This window comes from Pseudoduganella sp. SL102 (genome assembly GCF_027856995.1).
Classification (GTDB): Bacteria; Pseudomonadota; Gammaproteobacteria; order Burkholderiales; family Burkholderiaceae_D; genus Rugamonas; species Rugamonas albidiflava.
The window spans coordinates 2,045,836-2,067,314 of the sequence record NZ_CP115554.1 but is presented as its reverse complement, the minus strand read 5'-3'; the positions used below and the strand labels follow the sequence as shown (position 1 = coordinate 2,067,314).

General features: G+C 67.0%; 21 protein-coding genes and 1 pseudogene. 9 read left to right on the top strand and 13 right to left on the bottom strand.

Translation table 11 applies throughout. The annotated features are described in order from the left end of the window. Positions 1 to 23: 23 nt before the first annotated feature. The gene (locus OU994_RS08785; RefSeq protein ID WP_281610443.1) at positions 24 to 941 is read left to right on the top strand and encodes a LysR family transcriptional regulator; all 918 of its coding nucleotides are present in this window, start codon (positions 24 to 26) and stop codon (positions 939 to 941) included. 131 nt (positions 942 to 1,072) lie between these two features. Beyond that, entirely contained in the window at positions 1,073 to 2,419 is a 1,347-nt protein-coding gene (locus OU994_RS08780; RefSeq protein ID WP_281610442.1) for a hypothetical protein, read from the top strand. Positions 2,420 to 2,760: 341 nt separating this feature from the next. Here OU994_RS08780 and OU994_RS08775 read toward each other — a convergent pair whose 3' ends face one another. The 3 genes and pseudogenes from OU994_RS08775 to OU994_RS08765 form a co-directional block, all read right to left on the bottom strand. Beyond that, a complete protein-coding gene (locus OU994_RS08775) occupies positions 2,761 to 2,991 on the bottom strand; it encodes a chaperone modulator CbpM (RefSeq protein WP_281610441.1) in 231 nt (76 codons plus the stop codon). Positions 2,992 to 2,998: 7 nt separating this feature from the next. Then, positions 2,999 to 3,169, bottom strand: a pseudogene (locus tag OU994_RS08770) (DnaJ domain-containing protein); the annotation flags it as partial. A gap of 66 nt (positions 3,170 to 3,235) precedes the next feature. Next, positions 3,236 to 3,877 (bottom strand): beta/gamma crystallin-related protein, encoded by a 642-nt coding sequence (locus tag OU994_RS08765; protein ID WP_281610440.1) that lies wholly within the window; start codon positions 3,875 to 3,877, stop codon positions 3,236 to 3,238. Positions 3,878 to 4,042: 165 nt separating this feature from the next. On the opposite strand from OU994_RS08765, the gene OU994_RS08760 reads away from it, so the two are divergent. Then, positions 4,043 to 5,431 (top strand): MATE family efflux transporter, encoded by a 1,389-nt coding sequence (locus OU994_RS08760; RefSeq protein ID WP_281610439.1) that lies wholly within the window; start codon positions 4,043 to 4,045, stop codon positions 5,429 to 5,431. Positions 5,432 to 5,567: 136 nt separating this feature from the next. Then, entirely contained in the window at positions 5,568 to 7,784 is a 2,217-nt protein-coding gene (locus OU994_RS08755; RefSeq protein WP_281610438.1) for a S9 family peptidase, read from the top strand. Between the two features lie 158 nt (positions 7,785 to 7,942). Here the strand turns inward: OU994_RS08755 and OU994_RS08750 are convergent, their stop codons facing one another. Together OU994_RS08750 and OU994_RS08745 are read right to left on the bottom strand one after the other, a co-directional pair. Next, entirely contained in the window at positions 7,943 to 8,161 is a 219-nt protein-coding gene (locus tag OU994_RS08750; RefSeq protein ID WP_281610437.1) for a CsbD family protein, read from the bottom strand. A gap of 199 nt (positions 8,162 to 8,360) precedes the next feature. Then, the gene (locus tag OU994_RS08745) at positions 8,361 to 10,418 is read right to left on the bottom strand and encodes a M13 family metallopeptidase (RefSeq protein WP_281610436.1); all 2,058 of its coding nucleotides are present in this window, start codon (positions 10,416 to 10,418) and stop codon (positions 8,361 to 8,363) included. A 219-nt stretch (positions 10,419 to 10,637) separates the two neighbouring features. On the opposite strand from OU994_RS08745, the gene OU994_RS08740 reads away from it, so the two are divergent. Together OU994_RS08740 and OU994_RS08735 are read left to right on the top strand one after the other, a co-directional pair. Further along, positions 10,638 to 11,450, top strand: a complete 813-nt coding sequence (locus OU994_RS08740; protein ID WP_281610435.1) for an HDOD domain-containing protein — start codon at positions 10,638 to 10,640, stop codon at positions 11,448 to 11,450. Between the two features lie 136 nt (positions 11,451 to 11,586). Beyond that, positions 11,587 to 11,853 (top strand): flagellar protein FliT, encoded by a 267-nt coding sequence (locus tag OU994_RS08735; protein WP_131147234.1) that lies wholly within the window; start codon positions 11,587 to 11,589, stop codon positions 11,851 to 11,853. A gap of 94 nt (positions 11,854 to 11,947) precedes the next feature. Here the strand turns inward: OU994_RS08735 and OU994_RS08730 are convergent, their stop codons facing one another. Next, positions 11,948 to 13,534 carry a FimV family protein gene (locus tag OU994_RS08730; protein WP_281610434.1) on the bottom strand — a complete coding sequence of 529 codons (1,587 nt, stop codon included), beginning with the start codon at positions 13,532 to 13,534 and terminating at the stop codon, positions 11,948 to 11,950. Positions 13,535 to 13,660: 126 nt separating this feature from the next. Here OU994_RS08730 and fumC point away from each other — a divergent pair, with 126 nt between their 5' ends. The 3 genes from fumC (at position 13,661) to OU994_RS08715 (ending at position 15,864) form a co-directional block, all read left to right on the top strand. After that, positions 13,661 to 15,058, top strand: coding sequence for a class II fumarate hydratase (gene fumC / locus OU994_RS08725; RefSeq protein WP_281610433.1), 1,398 nt, complete (start codon positions 13,661 to 13,663; stop codon positions 15,056 to 15,058). 108 nt (positions 15,059 to 15,166) lie between these two features. Then, positions 15,167 to 15,403: an RNA-binding S4 domain-containing protein gene (locus tag OU994_RS08720; RefSeq protein WP_281610432.1), complete on the top strand. Its 237-nt coding sequence runs from the start codon at positions 15,167 to 15,169 to the stop codon at positions 15,401 to 15,403. Between the two features lie 77 nt (positions 15,404 to 15,480). Continuing rightward, entirely contained in the window at positions 15,481 to 15,864 is a 384-nt protein-coding gene (locus OU994_RS08715; RefSeq protein WP_281610431.1) for a DUF883 domain-containing protein, read from the top strand. Here the strand turns inward: OU994_RS08715 and OU994_RS08710 are convergent. The 7 genes from OU994_RS08710 to OU994_RS08680 all read right to left on the bottom strand — a co-directional run bounded on the left by OU994_RS08710 (position 15,858) and on the right by OU994_RS08680 (position 21,477). Continuing rightward, the gene (locus OU994_RS08710; RefSeq protein WP_281610430.1) at positions 15,858 to 17,531 is read right to left on the bottom strand and encodes a DUF692 family multinuclear iron-containing protein; all 1,674 of its coding nucleotides are present in this window, start codon (positions 17,529 to 17,531) and stop codon (positions 15,858 to 15,860) included. The two genes, OU994_RS08715 and OU994_RS08710, sit on opposite strands and share 7 nt — an antisense overlap. Before the next feature lie 4 nt (positions 17,532 to 17,535). Beyond that, positions 17,536 to 17,802: a DUF2282 domain-containing protein gene (locus OU994_RS08705; RefSeq protein ID WP_281610429.1), complete on the bottom strand. Its 267-nt coding sequence runs from the start codon at positions 17,800 to 17,802 to the stop codon at positions 17,536 to 17,538. A 134-nt stretch (positions 17,803 to 17,936) separates the two neighbouring features. After that, a complete protein-coding gene (locus OU994_RS08700) occupies positions 17,937 to 18,137 on the bottom strand; it encodes a YjfB family protein (RefSeq protein ID WP_281610428.1) in 201 nt (66 codons plus the stop codon). Between the two features lie 63 nt (positions 18,138 to 18,200). Next, positions 18,201 to 18,755, bottom strand: a complete 555-nt coding sequence (mobB, locus tag OU994_RS08695) for a molybdopterin-guanine dinucleotide biosynthesis protein B (protein ID WP_281610427.1) — start codon at positions 18,753 to 18,755, stop codon at positions 18,201 to 18,203. A 128-nt stretch (positions 18,756 to 18,883) separates the two neighbouring features. Beyond that, positions 18,884 to 19,066 (bottom strand): hypothetical protein, encoded by a 183-nt coding sequence (locus tag OU994_RS08690; protein WP_281610426.1) that lies wholly within the window; start codon positions 19,064 to 19,066, stop codon positions 18,884 to 18,886. A gap of 94 nt (positions 19,067 to 19,160) precedes the next feature. Then, positions 19,161 to 19,898, bottom strand: a complete 738-nt coding sequence (locus OU994_RS08685; protein ID WP_281610425.1) for a general secretion pathway protein GspB — start codon at positions 19,896 to 19,898, stop codon at positions 19,161 to 19,163. Position 19,899: 1 nt separating this feature from the next. Then, positions 19,900 to 21,477, bottom strand: coding sequence for an ExeA family protein (locus OU994_RS08680; protein ID WP_281610424.1), 1,578 nt, complete (start codon positions 21,475 to 21,477; stop codon positions 19,900 to 19,902). Positions 21,478 to 21,479 lie beyond the last annotated feature (2 nt).

Sequence of the window (21,479 nt, the reverse complement as noted above, 5' to 3'; positions counted from 1 at the left end):
TCGACTTGATCGATTTTATTGATATGAGAGAACCCGGTCTCCCCTCCCTCGACCAGCTTCGGGTCTTCATCGCCGTGATCGACCATGGCGGCTTCGCCCATGCCGCGCGGGCGCTGCACCGCACGCAATCGGTCATCAGCTACACCATCGCCAACCTGGAAGAACAGCTGAACATCGCGCTGCTCGACCGCGGCAAGCGCCGTGTCACGCTGACCGAAGCGGGCAAGGCGCTGCTGGCCGATGCGCGTGCCGTGTCGGCCAGGGTGGACGGCATGCGCGCCCGCGCCCGTGCGCTCGGCGCGGGACTGGAGGCGGAAATATGCCTGGTGGTCGATGTGATGTTCCCCATGTGCCGCCTTGTCATGCTGCTGGAGTCGTTCCAGCGCGAGTACCCGACGGTGGCGCTGCGGCTGCATACCGAGGCGCTGTGCGGCGTGGCGCAAATGGTCCTGGACAGCCGCTGCCAGCTGGGCGTGAGCGGCATGCCGGTACACCTGCCGGACAATATCGACCGGCAACTGGCCGGCCACGTCACGATGATGCCCGTCTGCGCGCCCTTCCATCCGCTGGCACGGTACGAGGGTGTGGTGCCCACCGCCGCGCTGCGCGAACACCTGCAACTGGTGCTGACCGACCGCAGCCCGCTGACGTCGGGCCAGGACTTCGGCGTGCTGGGCCTGCGCGACTGGCGCCTGGCCGACCTGCATTCCAAGCATGCGCTGCTGCGCGGGGGCCTGGGCTGGGGCAGCATGCCGGAAGCGATGATCAGCGAAGACCTGGCCAGCGGCCGGCTGGTCCGCCTGCACCTGCAGGACGGCGCGGCGCTGCAATACCCGCTGTTCGTCATCCACCGTGCCGACAATCAGCTCGGCCCGGCCGGCCGCTGGCTGAAAGAACAGATCCTCGCGCTGGACTATGCCTTGCCGCACGAGGCGTATTGACTTCCATTTCAAGACTCCTACAGCAGCGCGGCATGTGCGCTGACACCCGCTGCGCGCCTGCCGTCCTACGATAAACCTCTGCCGGGGCCGCGTGACAGCCGCTCCGGCCGCGACTTGAAGAGGAGATCGACATGACCAGAGAGAAGGACCAGCTCACCAACACCGAAGACGCGGGCTACTACACGCAGAGCGGCAACCATGCCGCCGGCGAGCCTGCCAACGACACCACGCAAGTCAACAGGGCACCCAACATCAACCAGGCGGCAAGCAAGCAAAGCAGCCCCGCCGGCAGCTCGGGAGGAACGGACATGACACAACAATCGATCGGCGGCCAGGGCGCGCAGGACGGCATCAGCGGCACCCCATCCGGCACGCAGGGCGGCCAGAGTGGCCAGGGCATCGACCAGGGCGGGCAAAGCCAGCAAAGCTCGCAAGGCCATTCGATGCACGGACAATCGGATTACCTGGGCGGCTCGCCCGGCGGCCAGGGTGGCGTGCGCAACGACCCGCGCACCCAGCTCGACCCGCAGGAATCCAACCGCGACAGCTATGGCGCGCAACAGTCGGGCGCCACCTCGGGCGAAGTCGGCGACGGCCGCAGCCAGCAGCAGGTCGCCCACGGCGGCAGCCAGGCATCGCAGCACAGCGCCGGCCGCGACGATGGCGGGGTGCAGCGCGCGCCGCAGGAAAACTACCGCGGCGGGTCTTCCCAGCAGCAGCAACAGCCGCAGCAGGGTAGCGGTGAAGGGGGTGACCTGCAGTCGAGCAGCCTGGGCGGCTCGGGCACCATAGCCAACAAGCAGGGCGGTCCCGGCAACCAGCAATCCGGTAGTCAGCAATCCAGTAACCAGCAGTCCGAGAACAGCCAGGGCGGTCCTGGCCGCAATGGCCTGTCGCAAATGAAGGAACAGCAGCAGCAAGGCGGCCCGGGCAACGGCCAGTCTCAGCAGATGGAACAATCGGCCGACAAGCCGCGCGCCGGCACGGGTGGCGGCCATGGCGGCCAGCACTCGGGCGGCATGGGCGGTGAACGGGGCGGCGACCTGCACAACGTGGGCGCGCAGAGCGGCCAGACGGGCCGCGGCGGCCTGGGCGGCAACAACGTCGAAATGCAGGGGTCCAGCAAGGGCAACCAGCAATCCGGCGACAACCTGATCGGCCAGACCACGCTGGGCAGCGGCGGCAGCCAGTCGGCCGACCGCGACAGCCTCGATGCGCTGCCGGCCGATGCGATGGGCGGCGAGCGCGTGGGCATGGGCAGCCGTGGCCACAGCCAGCAATCGGACAAGGCCGGCAATGCCCAGGCCGACACCTGGTCGAACCAGGCGCGCCCGAACAACCGCAGCGACAACGAGCAGGCCGACCGCCAGCTCGGCATGCAGGGCTCGCCGGGTGAACCGGGTCACGATATCGATGACCTGGGCAACAAGCAGTCCGGCGGTGGCGGCTCGCGGGGCGGGTCGGAAGACCAGCGATAGGCTGGACGGTGCCGGGCGTCATCCGGCACATTGAAAGCGCATGCATTCACCCCAACAGCGAAGGGCTGGGGTCAGGAAGGAATGCTGGCCTGCATGCCAGCACCCTTCCGCAGGCGCGAAGCATGCTTCGCGAAACCCCTGCTTCACCCCGCCGGGGCGTAGCCGGGGTTTCAAGGAGCATCGCTCCTTGCCGGCGTAGCGGTACTGGCCTACCAGCCAGTTCTCCACCCTGACCCCGGAATTTGCCGTTGGGGTCCGAAAGCCAACATTCACTCCCAAGGCGCGACCGTTGCTGGCCGTATTGAGTCGCTAGCTGAACAGCATTCGCGCCTCGGCGCGGCTTACTGCAAGCCGGCCGCCCGCAAGCGCCGGCGCAGCCGCCGCACCTCTTCCGTCAAATCCACCACCAGTGCCGCCACCTCTTCGTTCGCGTCGAAATCGCGCTCGATCCTCAGGAGACTGCGCGCGCGCACCAGGTCGACGCTGGTGAAGCGCCACGCTTCCGGTGCATCGCCGGTGCCGCCCAGCAGGATGCCGGTGCGCACCCGCTGCACCACCCAGCCCCGTTCCACGGCGCAGGCCCAGCACGCCGTAGGCTTCGTTCAGTTCCTTGGTCCTGGCGTCCGCGTCGGTTTCCTTGCTCACGTCCGGATGGTACTTGCGCACGAGCTTGCGGTATGCCGCCTTGATCTCGTCGGCGCTGGCCGACTTCGGCACGCCCAGCACCGCGTAGTAATCCTTGTAGTCCACGTCATGCTCTCCAGGTCGTCGTCCAGAGGAACATGAGGTTACAACGATGTCGCTGCAAGACCTTCGTCAGCGCAACCGGCGCACCGACGAGGCCTGGTTGTTCAAGCCTTCGAGCGCGGGATAGCGGCCCGGCCCGTACACCCTGCAGCGGCCGCGGTAGTCGTCATGCTCGCAGACTTCCCACTCGCCTTCGCGCACCACCATCGAGCCGGCCCGGTCGTTGAAATCGCGCGATCGCAGGCTGTGCACATCGCCCGCCAGCACCACGCGGTCCCCGCCGAACTGGCGGGTGGAATACAGCTCGACCGGCGGGCCACGCCGATCATTGCCACGCTCGTCACGATCGCCACGATCGCGCCAGCCGCGCCGGTCGTCGTCCCTGCGGTCGCGGCGGCCGTCGTCCCCGCGCGCCAGTTCGCGCACCGACGAAATCGCGTTGCCCAGGTGGCCCAGGTCGCGGTACTCGCCCCGTTCCAGCACGGTGCACCGGCCGCCGAAGTCCTTGTGCTCGCACACTTCCCAGGCGCCGGAGAGGACGGTGGCCGACGATGCGCGGTCGTTGAAGCCGGTGTCCTGGAAATTGCGCACGGTGTCGCGCACGCTGATCTGGGCACCGCGGAAATCGGGCTGCGAATACAGCGCCAATTCGCCGGCGGCGGCGAGGTTGAAGGATGCCAGCAGCGTGGCGGCGGCGAACAGGCGTTTCATGTGTACTCCATCTGGTGCGTTGGCCGGGCGCGACGCGCGCGCGGCATGCTTCCCATAACGCAATGGCGGCATGGCCGGTGCACGCGCCAGCTGTAACAAATTCCTACTGCGGCCACCAGGCGTTCATGGGTAGAATCGCAAGTTCCCCCGTTTCCGCCCCTGCCCATGCCCTATTCGTTCACCTTGCCCAATATCCGCAAAGAAGCCGCCGCGCTGTGGCAGCTGGCCTGGCCGGTCCTGATCGGCCAGTTGGCGACGGTGGGCATGGGCGTGGCGGACGTGGCGATGACGGGCCACACCAGCGCCGCCGAGCTGGCCGCGGTGTCGCTGGGCGCCTCGGTATGGTCGATCATCCTCGTCACCGTCAACGGCACCATGATGGCCGTGAACACGGTGGTCGCGCACCAGGTGGGCGCCGGCGCGTTCGACCGGATCCCGCACTCGGTGCGGCAGGCGCTGTGGAAGGCCGTGGGCGTGGGCATCGTCGCCGCGCTGGCGGCCAACCTGGCCACGCTGCTGTTCGACCACCTGCAGCTCGATGACGAGGTCAATGCGCGCGCCTCGATGTTCGTGCACATCGTCAGCATCGGCCTGCTGCCATTTGCCGCCTACCGCGCGCTGTACGGCTACAGCGCCAGCATCAACCAGACCAAGCCCGTGATGGTGATCGCCATCATCGGCCTGCTCGTCAACATCGCCGTCAACTGGGTGCTGGTGTTCGGCAACCTCGGTTTTCCAAAGATGGGCGCGCTGGGCTGCGCGGTGGCCACCGGCACCGTGGTCTGGCTCGACCTGCTGGCGATCGTGCTGTGGATCCGCATCGCCCCCGCCTACCGCACCTCGTACCCGTTCGACAAATGGGAATGGCCGCACTGGCCGGAGGTGTGGAACATGCTGAAGCTGGGCGTGCCGATCGGCGTCACCTATTTCGCCGAGGTCAGCGTGTTCGGCGCCGTCAGCCTGCTGGTGGCGCGCTTCGGCGTGGTCACCGTGTCCGCGCACCAGATCGCGCTGAACTTCGCCTCGCTGACCTTCATGGTGCCGCTGTCGTTCGGCATCGGGATGATAGCCCGCGTCGGCCAGGCGCTGGGCGAAGGCAATCCGCAGCGCGCCCGCTTCGCTTCGTTCGTGGGCCTGTGGATGTCCACCGGCTTCGCGGTGCTGTCGGCCCTGTTCATCGCCGTGTTCCGCCACCACATCGCCGCGGCCTATACGTCGGACGTGGCGGTGCAGGAAATGTGCGCGCACCTGCTGCTGTTCGCCGCGCTGTTCCAGCTGTCCGACGCGGCGCAGGTGGCGGCATCGTGCGCAATCCGGGGCTACAAGGTCACGCGCGGGCCGATGGTGATCCAGCTGATCGCGTTCTGGGGCGTGGCGCTGCCGGTCGGCTGCGTGCTGGGCCTGGCGCCGCAATGGCTGCCGTTCGCGCCGGGCGAACCGATGTCCGCCACCGGCTTCTGGATCGGCCTGGTGCTGGGCCTGACGATCGCGGCCGTGCTGCTGACGCTGTACCTGCAGCGGCTGTCGCGCCAGCGGGCGCTGGCCGGGGCCTGAAGGGCTCCCTGGCTTGCCGAAGGAAAGTCGGCAGCAGCACTTGTATTCCGAATTTTCCTGCCTCGTCAGGCGCTGTCCAGTCTGGTATCGTTTTGCGCTTTCCTTCCAATAACAAACCGTTCATTTCGGGACTCCCATGCGCACCGCTCTCAGTATCCTGGCCCTGCTGGCCGCCGGCACGGCATCCGCCGACCGCCTGACCCTCGACCGCCTGCACAGCGATCCCGCCCTTGCCGGCAACGGCGTGCGCGCGCTGAAGGTGTCGCCGGATGGCGCCCGGGTGACGTTCCTGCGCGGCCGCCCGGACAACCAGTTCCAGATGGACCTGTGGGAATTCAACCTGAAGGACAAATCGACGCGCCGCCTGGTCGACTCGAAGGTGCTGGTGGCCGAGGAAAACCTGTCGGATGCCGAGAAGGCGCGCCGCGAGCGCGAGCGCACCGCCGCGCTGAAAGGCATCATCAACTACAGCTGGTCGCCCGACGGCAAGCGGCTGCTGGTGCCGATCGCCGGCAACCTGTACCTGATCGATGTCGCCAAACCGGATGCGGCGCGCCTGGTCGCTTCGGGCAACGTGACCGATCCGAAGATTTCGCCGAAGGGCAAGTACGTGTCGTTCGTGCGCGACCAGAACCTGTATGTGATCGACCTGGCGACCGGCAAGGAAAAAGCGCTGACCACGGATGGCAAGGGCACGCTGCACAACGGCGAGGCGGAATTCGTCGCTCAGGAAGAGATGCACCAGTACACCGGCTACTACTGGGCGCCGGACGATTCGGCCATCGCCTACCGCCGCTATGACGAGGCGCAGGTGCCGGTGGCGCGCCGCTTCGAGATCTATGCCGACCGCACCGACGTGATCGAGCAGCGCTACCCGGCCGCCGGCGACAAGAACGCGATCGTGGAACTGCGCATCGTCGATCCGGTCAGCGGCGCGACGAAGGAAATCGACCTGGGCGCGGAAAAGGATATCTACCTGGTGCGCGCCGATTTTTCCGCCGACAGTAAAAAGCTGCTGTTCCAGCGCCAGACGCGCGACCAGAAAAAGCTGGAACTGATCGCCGTCGATACCGCCACGCTGGCGCAGAAGGTGCTCGTCACCGAAACGGCGAAGACCTGGACCGACATCAACGACGACCTGCGCTTCCTGTCCGGCGGCCGTGGCTTCGTCTGGTCGTCGCACCGCACCGGCCGCAACCACCTGTACCTGTTCGACATGGACGGCAACGTGAAGCATGCGCTGACCAAGGGCGAATGGGGCATCGACAACCTGCTGGCCGTGGATGAACAGGCCGGCAAGGTTTACTTCTCGTCGAACAAGGACGCCATCATCGACAAGCAGACCTACGCGGTCTCGCTGGACGGCCGCAACGCCGGCAAGCCCGTGCGCGTAACGCAGGCCGACGGCTGGCACGACACCACGTTCGCGCGCAACGGCCAGCTGTTCGTCGACACCTGGTCCGATCCGGCCAACCCGCCGCAGGTGTCGATCCGCAAACCCGATGGCGCGATCCTGACGTGGCTGGAGAAGAACGAGGTGAATGCCTCGCACCCGTACTACCAGTACAAGTCGGACCACCTGCCGGTGGAATACGGCACCCTGCAGGCCAGCGACGGGCAGACCTTGTACTGGTCGATGATCAAGCCCTACCGCTTCGATCCGGCGAAGAAGTATCCGGTGTACCTGTCCACCTACGGCGGCCCGGGCCCGCAGCACGTGTCGCGCAAGTGGGGCGATCCGTTCGACATGTTCATGGCGCAGCAGGGCTACGTGGTGTTCCGCCTCGATAACCGCGGCTCGGGCCGCCGCGAACGCGCCTTCACGGACGCGATCTACCGCAACCTGGGCAAGGTGGAAGTGCAGGACCAGCTGGCCGGCATCGACTTCCTCGGCAAGCAGGCCTTCGTCGATCCGAAGCGCATCGGCGTGTATGGCTGGAGCTATGGCGGCTTCATGACGCTGCGCCTGCTGTCGCAGGGCTCGGACAAGATCGCCGCCGGCGTTTCCGGCGCGCCCGTCACCGACTGGGCGCTGTACGACACGCACTACACGGAACGCTTCATGGACAAGCCGTCCGAGAACAAGGAAGGCTATGCCGACAGCACCGTGTTCAAGCATGTCGACGGCCTGAAATCGAACCTGCTGCTGATCCATGGCATGGCCGACGACAACGTGCTGTTCACCAATACCACGAAGATGATCGATGCCCTCGTCAACCGCGGCGTGCAGTTCGAGCTGATGACCTACCCGGGCGCCAAGCACGGCGTCTCGGACCGCAAGCAGCGCAAGCACGTGCAGGTCGGCATCGACGCGTTCTTCCGCAAGCACCTGAAGCCGGACACCGTGCAGTAAGACCGGTTAAAAAAACGGTGACAGTCACCATTTTCCAGGAAACATTGCAGGGAAAACGGTGACTGTCACCATTTTTTGGGAAATATTCCAGAAGCTCCAAAGCAAAACAGCCGCCCGAGGGCGGCTGTTGTTCATCGGCACTGGGCCGATACCTGTGCTTACAGGCCCTGGCGGTTGCCGCGGTTGATGGTGACGTCGTCGTCCAGCGCGTCTTCGACGGCTTCGCGGGCATCGCCCACTTTTTTCTGGATCTTGCCTTCAGCCTGGTTTTTCAGGCCCTTGGCCTGCTGTTTCGAGCTGCCGACCAGTTCACCGGCTTCTTCCTGAATCTTGCCGCCGACTTCCTTTGCCTTGCCTTTGATTTGATCGCTGTTCATGATCGAGCTCCTCTATGCGTTGTGGCTGGCCGGCCACGATGGCCGGCTGCCTTGGTAACCACGCTGTAATGCGTGGGGTTAGAGAAATCATACGATCAGTCATTATTTCCCTCCGTACGTTCCCTAACATTGCAAAAGAGTTCACCAACCGGCGGTCAAGTTTAAGGGTTGCTTAAGCGTCACCGTCGCTGCCGCGCAGTTACCACACCCGCACGCGTGCTTCGGGCGGCAGGTACAGCTTCTGGCCGGCCTGCACGTCGAACGCCTTGTACCAGTCGTCCAGGTTGCGCACCGTGTAGGTACGCCACTGCGCCGGTGCGTGCTCGTCGGTAGCGACCTGGTTGCGCAGCGATGCTTCACGCGCCTTCTCGCGCCACGCCTGCGCATAGCCGAGGAAGAACTGGCGATCCGTCTCGGGGCTGGTCTTGCCGCCCAGCGAGGCATGGTAGGCGTCGAGCGCGGCGGCCAGGCCGGCCAGGTCGGCCAGGTTTTCAGCCAGCGTCAATTGCCCGTTGAGCTTCAGGTCGGGGAAGGCGTCGTAGGCCGAGTATTGCGCCACCAGCGCCTGCGCCGCCTTGGCGAAATGCTCGCGGTCGGCCTTGGTCCACCAGTCGCGCAGGCGCCCCTTCGAATCGAATTCGGCGCCGATGTTGTCGAAGCTGTGGCTGATTTCGTGGCCGATCACGGAACCGATGGCACCGTAGTTGACGGCGTCGCTGCCGTTCGGGTCGAAGAACGGCGGCTGCAGGATCGCGGCCGGGAAGTTCAGCGCATTCTGCATCGGCATGTTGACGGCATTGACGAGCTGCGGCGGCATCGACCATTCCTTCGCATCGACCTTCCTGCCCAGCTTGGCCAGCTCCAGCTTGTAGTGGAACTGGGCCGCGCGCCAGGCGTTGCCGAAGGCATCGTCCGGCTTGACGTCCAGGCCGCCATACGTCGTCCACGTTTCCGGATATCCCACGCCCACGTACAGTACGTTCAGCTTGGCATGCGCCTCGTGCCTGGTGGCCGGCGCCATCCAGTCGAGCCGGTCGATGCGCTGGTGGAAGGCGTCGACGATGTTCGCCACCATCTGCTGCACCTTGGCCTTGGCCGCCGGCGGGAAATACTTGTCCACGTACATCTTGCCCACCGCTTCCGGCATCGCCGCGTTCAGGGCGGCCAGGCTGCGCTTCCAGCGCGGCGACAGTTGCGGCGTGCCGCTCAGCGTGCGGCCGTAGAAATCGAAGCGCTGGTCGACAAACGCCTTCGGCAGCGCGCCGGTGTGCTGGTTGATCGTGTGGAAAGCCAGCCAGTCCTGCCAGGTCTGCACCGGCATTTCAGCTACCAGTGCGGCGGCGCCGATGATGGCCTGCGGGTGGTAGACGATGAACTTCTTCTGCTTGCCCAGCCCGGCGGCCTGGAAGAAGGCCTTCCAGTCGAGGCCGGGCGCCCTGGCGGCGAAATCCTTGCCGGCCCACACGTTGTTGGCCTTTTGCACGTCGGACGATTCCTCGCGCAGGCCATGCGCCTGGGCCAGCTTGCGCTCCAGCTCGAACACGCGGGCCGCGCGCGCTTCCGGCTCCGTGAAGCCGGCCAGTTTCAGCATGGCCGCGATGTGCGCCTGGTAGGCGGTGCGCAGGCGGCTCATCCGCTCGTTTTCTTCCAGGTAGAACGCCCGGTCCGGCATGCCGAGGCCGCCCTGCAGCAGGTAGGGCACGTAGTTGTCCGGGTCCGTGAAGCCCTGCGCGATCCACACGCCGAACAGGTTCTCGGTGGCAAAATCGGTGGCGTTCAGGGGATCGACGTCGGCCCGCAAGCTGGCGCCCAGCGCCTGCGTGAGGCCGGCCTTGTCCCGGATGGCGGCGATCTTGTCCAGCACCGGCCGCAGCGGCGCCGTGCCGCGCGCTTCGATGCCGGCTTCGTCCATCAGGGCCCCGTAATAGGTGGCTACCCTTTTTGCGTCGCCCTGCCCCTGCCGGCTGGCGTCATCGATGAGCTGCACGATGCGCTGGTTGGTTTCGTCGACCAGCGCCTGGGCGGCGCTCCAGCCGCTGCGGTCCGCCGGGATTTCGGTGGCGGCCAGCCACTGGCCATTGGCGAAGGTATAGAAATCGTCGCCCGGCAGCACGGCGGCCGATTGCTGTTCGCCTTGCTGGACAGCAACCGGCGCGCCCTGTTGCGCGTGGCTGGAGGAAAAGGCCAGTGCGGCGCACAGCGCCATGGCGAGGGTGCTCGCACGCGGCGGGCGGCGCAGTACTCGGAAGGCTTGCATAAAGTCCCTTGTTTTGTCTGTGTGAACGAATTTTTTGGCGTGGTACGCCAGTGCGCACTCTAGCGGTGCCGCTGCCCCGTGACGAGGATTGTGCGACAGACTGCGGAAATCGCGGCTAGCCTGCTGAAGTCCGGCGACACGCCGCGCGCAGAAAGCCCTTCATCGGGGTGGAAAATCCGCTATAGTTCACTTACAGCAACATATTCGGGGGCCTGCACGATGACACTTGAGGAATTGTTCGATCACCCCGCCGCGCTGCCGACGGCGCCGAAGGTGGTCCAGGAACTGGTGGCCAGCTTCGACAAGGCATCCGTCTCCACCGAAGAGATCGCGCGCAAGGTATCGCTCGATCCGGTGCTGAGCGCCAAGCTGCTGCGCCTGGCGAATTCGGCGTACTACAACCTGTCGCGCAGTATCGGTACGGTCGAGGATGCGGTGCTGATGCTGGGATTCGTGGCGGTGCGCACGCTCGTCATCAGTTCGGGCCTCGTGAACGGATTCCGCACCGTGACCGGGCTCGATCTTGGCGAGTTCTGGCGCCACAGCATGCGCACGGCGGTGGCGGCCAAGTGGATCGCCAAGAAGACGCGCGACAATACCGAACTGGCGTTTACGATCGGCATGATGCACGCCATCGGGCAACTGGTGATCCACTCGGCGATGCCGGAGCGGGCCGTGGCGCTGGATGCCATCGCGCCGCCGCTCGACCAGCGCCGCCTGGCCGTGGAACGGGAAGCGCTGGGTTACACGTATGCCGACGTGGGCGCCGAGCTGGCCCGGCGCTGGCAGTTCCCCGCCGTGTTTTCCGATGCGATCGCGGCCTTCCCCGATCCGCTCGGGCGCGGCGCGGTGGACCGGCTGGCGGCCATCGTCCACGTGGCCGCCTGGCGCGTCCGCACGCTGGACGACGCCGACCCGGCCGAGCCCTTCCCGGAAGCCGTGGGCGAGGTGCTTGGAATGGATGCCAATGTCATCGACGAAATGCCGCCGCTCGACGAGCTGGCCGCCGGGCTCGACGAGATGATGAAGTAGCCGATCTTGCCCGGCTGACAATGCCAAAAACTTTTTACAAATTTTTTTTGCAAAAGGCCTAAAGTTCCCGCCGCCCCTGACGTAAATCATGACAAGCAGTATTCCGATCACGATTTGCAGATTAAACGGGCGCTCCATGAACTCGACCGACGTTCTCTCGATGTATGAAAATATTGCCGGACTGACCAGCAAGATGGTCATCGCCGCGCAGGGCAGCGACTGGACGTCGCTGGACCGCCTCGAGAACCAGTGCGCCGTGCAATCGGTCGGCGCGCTGGGCGGCGTGCCGGCACTGGAAGGCAGCGCCCGCCAGCGCAAGATCGACTTGCTGAAACAGATCATGGCCAACGACCGCGCCATCCGCGACGTGACCGAACCGTGGATGGGCCGCCTGAACGGCTGAGCCGATCACCGGACCATGAAAAAGCGCCCCGCGGGGCGCTTTTTCATTGCCTGAACGACGCCCGTGCGCCGGTGTTCCAGGGAACAGGGGCCCCTCAGGCCGCCTTGCTCTCCGGCTCGGCAGGCTGGGCTGGCGGGGCGATTGCCGGTTCGACGCGCGCCGCGACATCGTCTTCTTCCCTGCTCCAGCTTTGCCGCACGATGGGGCTGCGCTTCAGCTTGGCCTTGCGGACGAAGTGCACGATGACGCCGAAGATAGCCAGCAACACCAGGCTGCCGGCAAACAGGAACGTCAGCAGTTTCGGCCGGGAGATCTTGATCTCCTTCCTGGGCTCCGGTGGCGGCGGCGCGGCTTCTTTCTTCGGTTCCGGCTTGGCCTTCGGTTCCTCGGCCGGCACGGCGGGCGGCTCCCCGCTGGCCGGGGCATGCGGCGTGGCTTCCGGCGCAGGACTTTCGGCAACGGCCGGCGCGGTCACTGGCTTGCCGGCAGGTTCCGGCTGCGAAGCCGCCGCTGCGGCCATCGTGACCGTGTCGGGCGTCTTCGGCGGCGCGGCGGCGGCCGGGTTCGCTGGCGGCGCGGCAACAGGCGCCGGATCCGCCTTGCCAGGCATCGGCAGGCTGACGCGCGCGGCGCCGGCCGTGTTCGTCATTGCCAGCTGGGCTTGCAGCGTCTTCAACTTGCCTTCGAGTTCCGCCAGCTTGTTCAGCATCGCCGGATCGGCTGCACCGCCGGCAGGCCTGGCATTCACCGCTTGCGGCGCAGCCTCCACCGCTTTCGCGACGGGCGCCGGGCCCCCTTCCACGCTGGCCCTGGTGGCCCGTGCCGCCTCGGCCAGCTCGGCCTTCGATGGCAGGAACGAACGCTGCGGCGCCTTCTTTTCCGGCTCGGCCTGTGCCGCCACCTCGTGCGTTGCCTCGGGTTCCTTCTCCGCGACAGGCTTGGCCGGCTTGGCGCGGCGCTTGAAATCGTCGGCCGTGGAAGCGTATTTCAAGGCTTCCTTGCGCACGTCCCGCTCGCCGGGCATGGGCGAAGAAACAGGCGAGGACCTTGGCCTGGCCGGCGCGGCAGGTTCGATCTTGCCGCCGCGCGAGGCAAACGCCCGCTCGACGGCGCCGAGCAGTTGCCGCTCGCCCGGCGTTGCTTCTTTTCCAGGCGATACGACGGCGACCAGCCGCGCGGGAGCTTTGGCGGCACGCTCGGCGGCGGCTATGGCAGTGGTAGAAACAGCCGGCGCAGCCGGCGCCGACGCCACCGCGGCAGGTGCAGGTGCAGGTGCAGGTGCAGGTGCAGGTGCGGGCGATAGCCACAGCGTCACGCCGCGCACGCGTTCCCTGCCGCCGGAGGCGAGCTGGAAATACAGGTGCAGCACTTCGTCCTGCACCGGAGCGCTGGTGGTCACCTGCAGCACGCGGCGGCTGTCGCGCCGCGCGATGGCGATCTGGGCACCGGCCAGGGCCGGGTTCATCTTCACATTGGCCCCCTGGAACACGTCCGGGCGGGCCAGGCGCACCTGGAGATCGGCCAGTTCCTGCGTTGTCAGGTCGGTCAGTTCGATATCGGCCGACAGCGGCTGCCCGCTGAACGAGCGCACCGACGCTTCACCGAGCTCGGCGGCATGGGCACCGGTGGTGGCGGCCAGCGCCAGCACGGCCAGGCGGAAGGAGCGGAGCAGGAGCGGCATGTTGATCTCGATAGCGATAATTTCCGTAACGTAAGTGTTTAACGGCGGAAATTTCCAATCTTTGAGTGCCCGGACTGAAATTCGTCCGTGGGTTACACTTAATGCATCACTTTTCCCGAGGATGCCATGGACAATAGAACCGAACGCGACAGTTTTGGCCCGATCGAGGTGCCGGCACACCAGCTGTGGGGAGCGCAAACGCAGCGCTCGCTGCATCACTTCCATATCTCCACCGAAAAAATGGCGCCTGAACTGATCGCGGCGCTGGCCAACGTAAAGCGGGCCGCGGCGCGCGTCAATGTCGACCTCGGCGTGCTGGATGCCACCAAGGCTGATGCCATCGTGCGTGCCGCCGACGAGGTGCTGGAAGGCCGGCATGCGGGCGAATTCCCCCTGTCCGTGTGGCAGACCGGCTCCGGTACCCAGTCGAACATGAACATGAATGAAGTGCTGGCCAATCGCGGCTCGGAGCTGCTGGGCGGCGTGCGCGGCGAGGAGCGCAAGCTGCACCCGAACGACGACGTCAACAAGGGCCAGTCGTCGAACGACATCTTCCCCACCGCGATGCACGTGGCGGCGGCCGTCGCGCTGGCCCGCGACGTGGTACCGGCGCTGCACCAGTTGCGTGCCACGCTGGCGGGCAAGGCCCAGGCCTTCGCCGACATCGTCAAGATCGGCCGCACCCATTTGCAGGATGCCACGCCGCTCACGCTGGGCCAGGAATTCTCCGGCTACGTGGCGCAGCTCGACTATGCGGAACGCGCCATCGAGCATGCGCTGCCGGCCGTGCTGCAGCTGGCCGCGGGCGGTACCGCGGTCGGCACGGGGCTCAATTCGCATCCGGAATACGCGACACGCATCGCCGCCGAACTGGCCCAGCGCCTGCAACTGCCGTTCCAGACCGCCGACAACAAGTTCGCCGCGCTGGCCGGCCACGAAGCCCTGGTGGCGGCGCATGGCGCCTTGAAAACGCTGGCGACGGCCCTGTTCAAGATCGCCAACGACGTGCGCTGGATGGCTTCCGGCCCCCGCTCCGGGCTGGGCGAGATCACGATCCCGGAAAACGAACCGGGCAGTTCGATCATGCCGGGCAAGGTCAACCCCACGCAGTGCGAAGCGGTGACGATGCTGTGCGCGCAAGTGTTCGGCAACGACGTGGCGATCAGCGTCGGCGGCGCTTCCGGCAACTTCGAGCTCAATGTCTACAAGCCGCTGATCGCCCACAACTTCCTGCAGAGCGCGCGCCTGCTGGCCGACGGCATGCGCAGCTTCGACGAGCACTGCGCCCGCGGCATCGAGCCGGACCGCACGCGCATCGGCGAGCTGATGGAACGCTCGCTGATGCTGGTGACCGCCCTGGCGCCCCATATCGGGTATGATCGCGCCGCCCAGATCGCCAAGAAGGCGCAGCACGAAGGCACCACGCTGAAGGAAGCGGCGCTGGGGCTGGGTTTCGTGACCGCCGAACAGTTCGAGGCGTGGATCGTGCCGCTGGCCATGACCAGGCCGGGCGCGAAGGGCTGACCGGAACGCCGGACCGGCGACTGATGATTAAAGTTTAATTAAAAGCTTGCTTAAAGCTTAGTTAACACGTCGATAACTTGTTGCCGGTCTAACAAGAATGAGGATAAAATGCAAAGAGTAGATTTTGAACTGACGTCGGAATTCATCGAACTGAACCAGTTGCTGAAGCTTGTCGGCCTGTGCGACAGCGGCGGCGCCGGCAAGCAGATCGTGGCCAGCGGCGATGTGCGGGTGGACGGCAAGCAGGAATTGCGCAAGACCGCCAAGATCCGCACCGGCCAGGTGGTCACGGTCGGCGATGTGCGCATCGCCGTGCTGGGCCAGGCGGGTTCCGACGGGGCTTAATCTGCCGCAAACCCTGCGCCACCTCGGCGAATATAGTGGACAGGATTTGGGCAGGATTCCACTTATCCGGAGCGCGCATGGACCATCTCGACCCCACCAGACACCCCGAACCGCCGCGGTTCAACCCGCAATCGAATCCCCAGCCACATTCGCCGGCGAACGCGCAATCCCGGCAAGCGCAGCCGGACTCGCCGCCGCAGCCGATCCAGCAGCGCCTGATCGGCGACTTGCAGCAAGTGATCGACAATGCCGAAGACCTGTTGCATTGCACCGACAGCGCGCGTGACGGCGCCTACCGGGCGGCGCGCGAAAAGCTGGCCCAGGCGCTGGCGATGGCAAACGAGGAGCTGCAGCGTTTCGAGGAGGCCCAGCTCGAGCGCATGATCGCCGCCACCCATGAAGCCAGCATCCGCCACAACGACAGCACCGGCGAAGCCCGGCTGTTCCGCGCCTTTCACTGATCCGCGGCATGCTCCGTGCGCAGTGCCGCGAACGCGGCATGCGCCATCCACTGCCCCAGCCGGGGCCCCAGGTTGAATTCCCCATCCGTTGCCAGCGCCGCGTCGAGCGCCGCGCCAACGGTTGCGCCGTCCGCCAGCGCGGCCAGCGCGGCATGCGCGCCCTCGTCCAGCGCCAGCACGTCCGGCTGCCAGCCGGCGCGGTACACCAGTCCCCGGGAAGGCTGCGCGATGTCATCCGGGAACGGCACCCCGCTGTCCGGCTGATGGGCTTGCCATAGCGGCACCACCGTCCAGCGCGACGCGAAGACCGCAGCGGCCGGATGCGGCACGAACCGGCACTGTTCGAACGCGACGGGTGCCAGGTGCGCCAGCGCGGCAGGGGCCAGCGGTTCGATATCCGCCGCATGGTAGGCGCGGTGCAGCAGCCATTCGAGCCGTGCCATGTCGGGCAGGTAGGGCAGATCGGCCACGTGGGGGAAACCGTCGAGAAAATCGGCGAAGCCGCCACCGAAGGCGTTCAGATCGGCGGTGGCCGGCTCGTGATGCGTGCCGTACTCGCGGGCCAGCGCGGCGAAGAAATCGTCGCCGACCAGTTGCGCCACGACGGGAAAGGCCCCTGCCAGCGCGCGGGTCCAGCTGCCGGCCAGGTTGCCGCGGTAGACCGCCAGCCGGGATGCCAGCGGCGCCGGCCGCAGCATGGCCGCCAGCGCGCTTTCCGCGCTTTCCGCGCTGGCCGACAGCAGCGCATCGGCAAAGGCTTGCTGCACGGCGGCCACTCTCGCGCCATCCGCGACCTCCCCGCTTTCGGGTTCCGGTACGGACCGCGAGTGCGTGGCCGCCACGGGTGCCGCCGCCACGCGAGACAACAACGCCGCGGCCTTGTCCGCCTCGGCCATCAGCACGTCCAGCGGCGGCACGCCGGCATCCCATTCGACCAGCGTGGGCACCGCGCCGAAACGCGCCAGCGCCGCCTCGTACAGGCGCCACACGGGTTCGGCAATCGTCGCGCCATGGTGGTCGATGACCACGTCCGGCGTTGCCAGGTGCCCGCCCAGGTGGATTTCACCGACCAGCCCCGGCGCGATGGCGGACAGCGCGGCCAGCGCATCCTCGCCGTGGTTGCACTGGTTGACGTAGAGGTTATTGATGTCGAGCAGCAGGCCGCAGCCGGTGCGGCGCGCCAGCGCGGCCAGGAATTGCGCCTCGCTCATGGTATCGGCGCGAAAGCGCACGTAGGCCGACACATTCTCGATGAGGATTTGCCGCTTCAGCACATCCTGCATGCGCGCCACGCGGGCAGCGATGAGGTCGAGCATGGCGTCGTCGAGAGCCAGCGGCAGCAGGTCGTGGAAGTGCCGGCCGGGCACGGCGCCCCAGCTCAGGTGTTCGGAAACGAGGAAGGGCTCGATGCGCTCGGCCAGGCCGCGGATGCGTTCCAGGTGGCCCGGCGTGCCGCCATGGGCGGAACCCAGGCCGAGGCCCACGCCATGCAGGCTGACGGGATAATCGCGCCGCAGGCGCTGCAGTACCTGCACATCGCGCCCGCCCTCGCCCAGGTAGTTTTCGGTATGCACCTCGAGCCAGCCGGCACGCGGCCGGCCTTCGAGAAAATCGCGGTAATGCGCCGCGCGCAATCCAAGGCCGACGGAAGCGGCCGGGCTGGCCATCGGCTTACTTGGCGGGCGCCGGCGCCGCGGTCTTGCCGCCCAGTTTTTCGCAGGTGCCCTTGGCCACCCATTTCCATTCGGTCGGCGCATTGTCGGTACGCGCCATCGACGCGCAGCCGTGTGCACCATCCGACGAGGCGCAATCGTTCTGGCCGGCTTTCGCCACGCCATAGCATTTTTCCTTGTCGGGTCCGCCACCCATCTGCGCCTGGGCGGTACCCGCTGCGCAGGTCGCGGCCAATGCCGCGGCGATCATCGCTGCCTTGTTCATGTCCATGTCCTTATGCAAGAAACCCGTCGATTCTAACGAAAAGTTTCCGGAAAATGGGGTCTGACCCCGGTTCTGGGCAATAAAAAAACCCGCCGTCCACGGGGAACAGCGGGTCAGCGCGCTCGGGGGCGCGCTCAAGCCGTGGTATTGATCCGGTTGCCCAGGTGCGGCGGAAGGTTGGGCGCGCTTGGCGCCTCCGGCAGCGCATCGATCAGCGCGGCGGCCGACGATGCCTGCACGTCCATCGCTTTTTTCAGCACCGCCATGCTGACTTCCTGCTTCGTACCGGTCTCCGCGATCGTTGTCGACAGCCGGGCAATGCTCATTGCGTCCATACTTCCTCCACTAAGCCTTGCGGCAAGGCCGATTTTTCCGCATATCCCCTGTTTACGGAACAGTTACGGGGAACTTGAGGCCGGCGGAGGCATGCCAGCCATCCTTTTCAGCAGCCATGCCAGGATAACATCGCGGTCGTCCAGGTCCAGCCAGTCGATGTGCGGCGCCAGCCCGGCCGGCCGCGGCAGCGTCGATGCGACGGCCACGATGTGCTCGTCGTGCGGATACAGCGGCCCCTTGTCGCCGACACCGCGGTGGATTTCCAGCTTGTCGATCGGAAAAGATTTGAAGCCTTCCACCAGGGTCAGGTCGGCGGGTGCCAGCCGGGCGAGCTGTTCATCCAGGCCCGGTTCCGCGGCGCCGCGCAGTTCGTGCACGATGGCGTACCGGTAAGGCGACGCTACCATGACTTCGGCCGCGCCGGCGCGCCTCAGCCGCGCGCTGTCCTTGCCGGGCGGTTCCAGTTCCAGGTCGTGATGGCTGTGCTTGATGACATTGACTTTGCGCCCCGCCGCGGCCAGCTGGCCAACGAGGTATTCCAGCAGCGTGGTCTTGCCGCTGCCCGACCGGCCGACGATGCCGATCACCGGCGCCGCGGCGGCTGGTGTGTGCTCCATTCTTGCTCCTGTGAGAATGGAGGCATTATAGAAGAAGGCAGCCCGCCGCCTGGAGCGGGCTTGGCCGATGACCCCGCGGCCGAGATGCCCGTGGCCGATGGGTTCCCGGCCGGTGCTGCGCCGAGCGATTACTTGTCGGGCCGGAACGGGCCGTCGCCACCGCCCTTGCCCATCAGGCACAGCAGGCCGACACAAGCCAGCACGACGACCAGCACGCCCGGCTCGGCAGCGGCACTGTCGGGCAGGTAAGCGGCGCGCACCGGCGCGGCGGCGGCCAGCAGGGGCAACGCGTGCAGAATGGAAAGCTTCATGAAGTCATCCCGTAGGGTTGTCGATAAAACAAGCATGACAATCCAATATGACGGCACGATGACGGTTTCAATCGTGCGGCGCCTGGCGCGGCGCTCAATATGGCATCCGGTACCGATAACCCTGGAACGCAAAGACCGCGCCCTTCGCTTCGAGCCGCTCCAGTACCAGCCCGGGCGCCACTTCGTCGCCTTCGCGGCGCAGGACCTTGTCGATCAGCACCAGCCGGTCGGCCGGGTTTGGCGAATACATGTAGCCGCTCATCGCCACCGGCGGAATGGCGCGCCGGATCGGCTCCGGCAAGTCGCGCAAGGCCAACACCGGTTCTTCGCGCGACGCCTCGTCCGGCTTCGACGGGGTGGCGGCGGCTGCCGGTGCTTCGGCGCGGGCGGCAGGTTGCGGCGGCACGACGGCGGCAGGTTGCTGCTGCGCGACGGCGGCAGGCGCCGGCGCCGTTTCCTTGCGGGCCTCGACCGCCGGAGCGGGGACGGCGGCGACCACCGGCGCAGGTGCCGGGGCCACCACGGCAGGCGGCGTGACAGGCTGCGTGACAGGCGGCGCCACAGGCGCGGTGGCTGGTGCAACCGCCACGGCCCGCGGCTGCTCCGCCGGCACGGGCACCGCAGGTTGCGCGGGCGCGGCCGCCTGCCGCCACACCACCACGGCCAGCCCGGCGATGACGACCGCCATGGCCGCGACGACTGCGACGAGCGGCTTGCGCAGCGGTGCGCCTGCCCCGGCTGGCGCCACGGGTGCGGGCGCATGGATGCCCGGCGTTTCACCCAATTGCCGCTCGGCCTGCGCTTTTTTCAATGCTTCGAGAATGTAGGACATATCACTTCCCTCCGGCCGGCGCTGCCAGCCGGGGCTCCGGGTTGGCCATGCCGGCATCGATGAGCGCGCTCAGCCGGATGAAGGTCTTCGGGCCGGCCACGCCATCCGCCTTCAGTTGCTGGGACGCCTGGAAATCGCGCAGGCGGCGCAGCGTTTCGCCTTCGAGCGGCGCACCGTCCTCGGGCCGCGCGGCACCGGCCCGCTGTGCCAGCCGCCGCGCCAGCCAGTCCACCTGCGCGCCCCGGTCGCCCGCCGCTACCTGCTCGCGCCACCCGGGCGGTGCCCGCCAGAAGGTGGTGAAGGTGCCATCGTAGCGATTATCCAGGGCCGCCCGTGCCACGGCGTGGCGACGCCCGCCGATCTCGAGCACGCCGTCGCGCTCGCCGAGAGCCACCAGCAAGGCATGGGTCGGCAGCGCCGGATCGTCATTCAATGTCAGCATCGCCGGGCGGTCCAGCAGGCGCAGGTCGTCCAGCGTGCCGCGCGTGGCCAGGCAGCGCAGGTTATGCCGGGGTGCCTCGGCGCAGACCTCGCCCGTCCCGGCCTTCATTGCCACGCCCCACAGCGCGGCCAGCCGGCGCAGCGTGGCCTCGCTGTCCGTGCCCTGTGGCGCGACAGGCACCGCGCCCTGCGGTGTGGCGGCGACTGCCGGCGCAGCCGCCGGCGCGGGCTGCCGTGGCGCCAGTTGCCAGGCGGCGGCGGTCAGCACGGCGCCGGCCAGTACCCCGCCGGCCACCAGCGGCCAGCGTGCCCGCACGCGCGGCACGGCCGCGCCGAACACTTCCTGCGCGGCGCGGCGCACGATCTTGCGCGTGACCTGCGCCTTGTTCTCGACATAGGCGCCGAGCAGCGCGCGGTCGCACAGCAGGTTGATCCGCCGCGGCACGCCTTGCGTCAGTGCATGGACCAGCGCCGTCACGCCGGCCGGGAAAGGCGACGGCCCGGCCAGCCCCGCCACCGCCAGCCGGTGCGCGATGTATTGCCCGGCTTCGGCGGCGCTCAGGGAACCCAGGTGGTAGCGGGCGATCACGCGCTGTGCCAGCTGTTCCAGCTCGGGCTGCGCCAGCATGGTGCGCAGCTCGGGCTGGCCGATCAGGATGATCTGCAGCAGCTTGCGCTCGCTCGTTTCCAGGTTCGTCAGCAGGCGCAACTGCTCGAGCACGGCCGCCGACAGGTTCTGCGCCTCGTCGATCACGAGCACGTTGTTCGCGCCGCGCGCATGGCTCTCCAGCAGGTGCCGGTTGATCGCATCGACGTAGTGCTTCACCGTGGCGGCGCCCGCCGGCAGCGCGATGCGGAATTCGTCGCACACCGATTGCAGCAGCTCCTCGACGGACAGCTTCGGGTTGAAGATGTAGGCCAGCTGGCAACCGGGCGGAACCTGTTCGATGAAGCAGCGGCACACGGTGGTCTTGCCGGCGCCGATCTCGCCCGTCAGCAGCACGAAGCCGCCGCCGCTGCCCACGCCATACAGCAGGTGCGCCAGCGCCTCGCGATGGCGCTCGCTCATGTACAGGTAGCGCGGATCGGGCGCGATGGAGAACGGGCTGCGGGTCAGGTTGAAGAATCGCGTGTACATGG

Excerpts from the sequence above, each read along its gene's own strand:
- OU994_RS08785 (WP_281610443.1), top strand. The coding sequence starts at position 24 with ATGAGAGAACCCGGTCTCCCCTCCCTCGACCAGCTTCGGGTCTTCATC.
- OU994_RS08780 (WP_281610442.1), top strand. The coding sequence starts at position 1,073 with ATGACCAGAGAGAAGGACCAGCTCACCAACACCGAAGACGCGGGCTAC.
- OU994_RS08765 (WP_281610440.1), bottom strand. The coding sequence starts at position 3,877 with ATGAAACGCCTGTTCGCCGCCGCCACGCTGCTGGCATCCTTCAACCTC.
- OU994_RS08760 (WP_281610439.1), top strand. The coding sequence starts at position 4,043 with ATGCCCTATTCGTTCACCTTGCCCAATATCCGCAAAGAAGCCGCCGCG.
- OU994_RS08755 (WP_281610438.1), top strand. The coding sequence starts at position 5,568 with ATGCGCACCGCTCTCAGTATCCTGGCCCTGCTGGCCGCCGGCACGGCA.
- OU994_RS08750 (WP_281610437.1), bottom strand. The coding sequence starts at position 8,161 with ATGAACAGCGATCAAATCAAAGGCAAGGCAAAGGAAGTCGGCGGCAAG.
- OU994_RS08745 (WP_281610436.1), bottom strand. The coding sequence starts at position 10,418 with ATGCAAGCCTTCCGAGTACTGCGCCGCCCGCCGCGTGCGAGCACCCTC.
- OU994_RS08740 (WP_281610435.1), top strand. The coding sequence starts at position 10,638 with ATGACACTTGAGGAATTGTTCGATCACCCCGCCGCGCTGCCGACGGCG.
- OU994_RS08735 (WP_131147234.1), top strand. The coding sequence starts at position 11,587 with ATGAACTCGACCGACGTTCTCTCGATGTATGAAAATATTGCCGGACTG.
- OU994_RS08730 (WP_281610434.1), bottom strand. The coding sequence starts at position 13,534 with ATGCCGCTCCTGCTCCGCTCCTTCCGCCTGGCCGTGCTGGCGCTGGCC.
- fumC (WP_281610433.1), top strand. The coding sequence starts at position 13,661 with ATGGACAATAGAACCGAACGCGACAGTTTTGGCCCGATCGAGGTGCCG.
- OU994_RS08720 (WP_281610432.1), top strand. The coding sequence starts at position 15,167 with ATGCAAAGAGTAGATTTTGAACTGACGTCGGAATTCATCGAACTGAAC.
- OU994_RS08715 (WP_281610431.1), top strand. The coding sequence starts at position 15,481 with ATGGACCATCTCGACCCCACCAGACACCCCGAACCGCCGCGGTTCAAC.
- OU994_RS08710 (WP_281610430.1), bottom strand. The coding sequence starts at position 17,531 with ATGGCCAGCCCGGCCGCTTCCGTCGGCCTTGGATTGCGCGCGGCGCAT.
- OU994_RS08705 (WP_281610429.1), bottom strand. The coding sequence starts at position 17,802 with ATGAACAAGGCAGCGATGATCGCCGCGGCATTGGCCGCGACCTGCGCA.
- OU994_RS08700 (WP_281610428.1), bottom strand. The coding sequence starts at position 18,137 with ATGGACGCAATGAGCATTGCCCGGCTGTCGACAACGATCGCGGAGACC.
- mobB (WP_281610427.1), bottom strand. The coding sequence starts at position 18,755 with ATGGAGCACACACCAGCCGCCGCGGCGCCGGTGATCGGCATCGTCGGC.
- OU994_RS08690 (WP_281610426.1), bottom strand. The coding sequence starts at position 19,066 with ATGAAGCTTTCCATTCTGCACGCGTTGCCCCTGCTGGCCGCCGCCGCG.
- OU994_RS08685 (WP_281610425.1), bottom strand. The coding sequence starts at position 19,898 with ATGTCCTACATTCTCGAAGCATTGAAAAAAGCGCAGGCCGAGCGGCAA.
- OU994_RS08680 (WP_281610424.1), bottom strand. The coding sequence starts at position 21,477 with ATGTACACGCGATTCTTCAACCTGACCCGCAGCCCGTTCTCCATCGCG.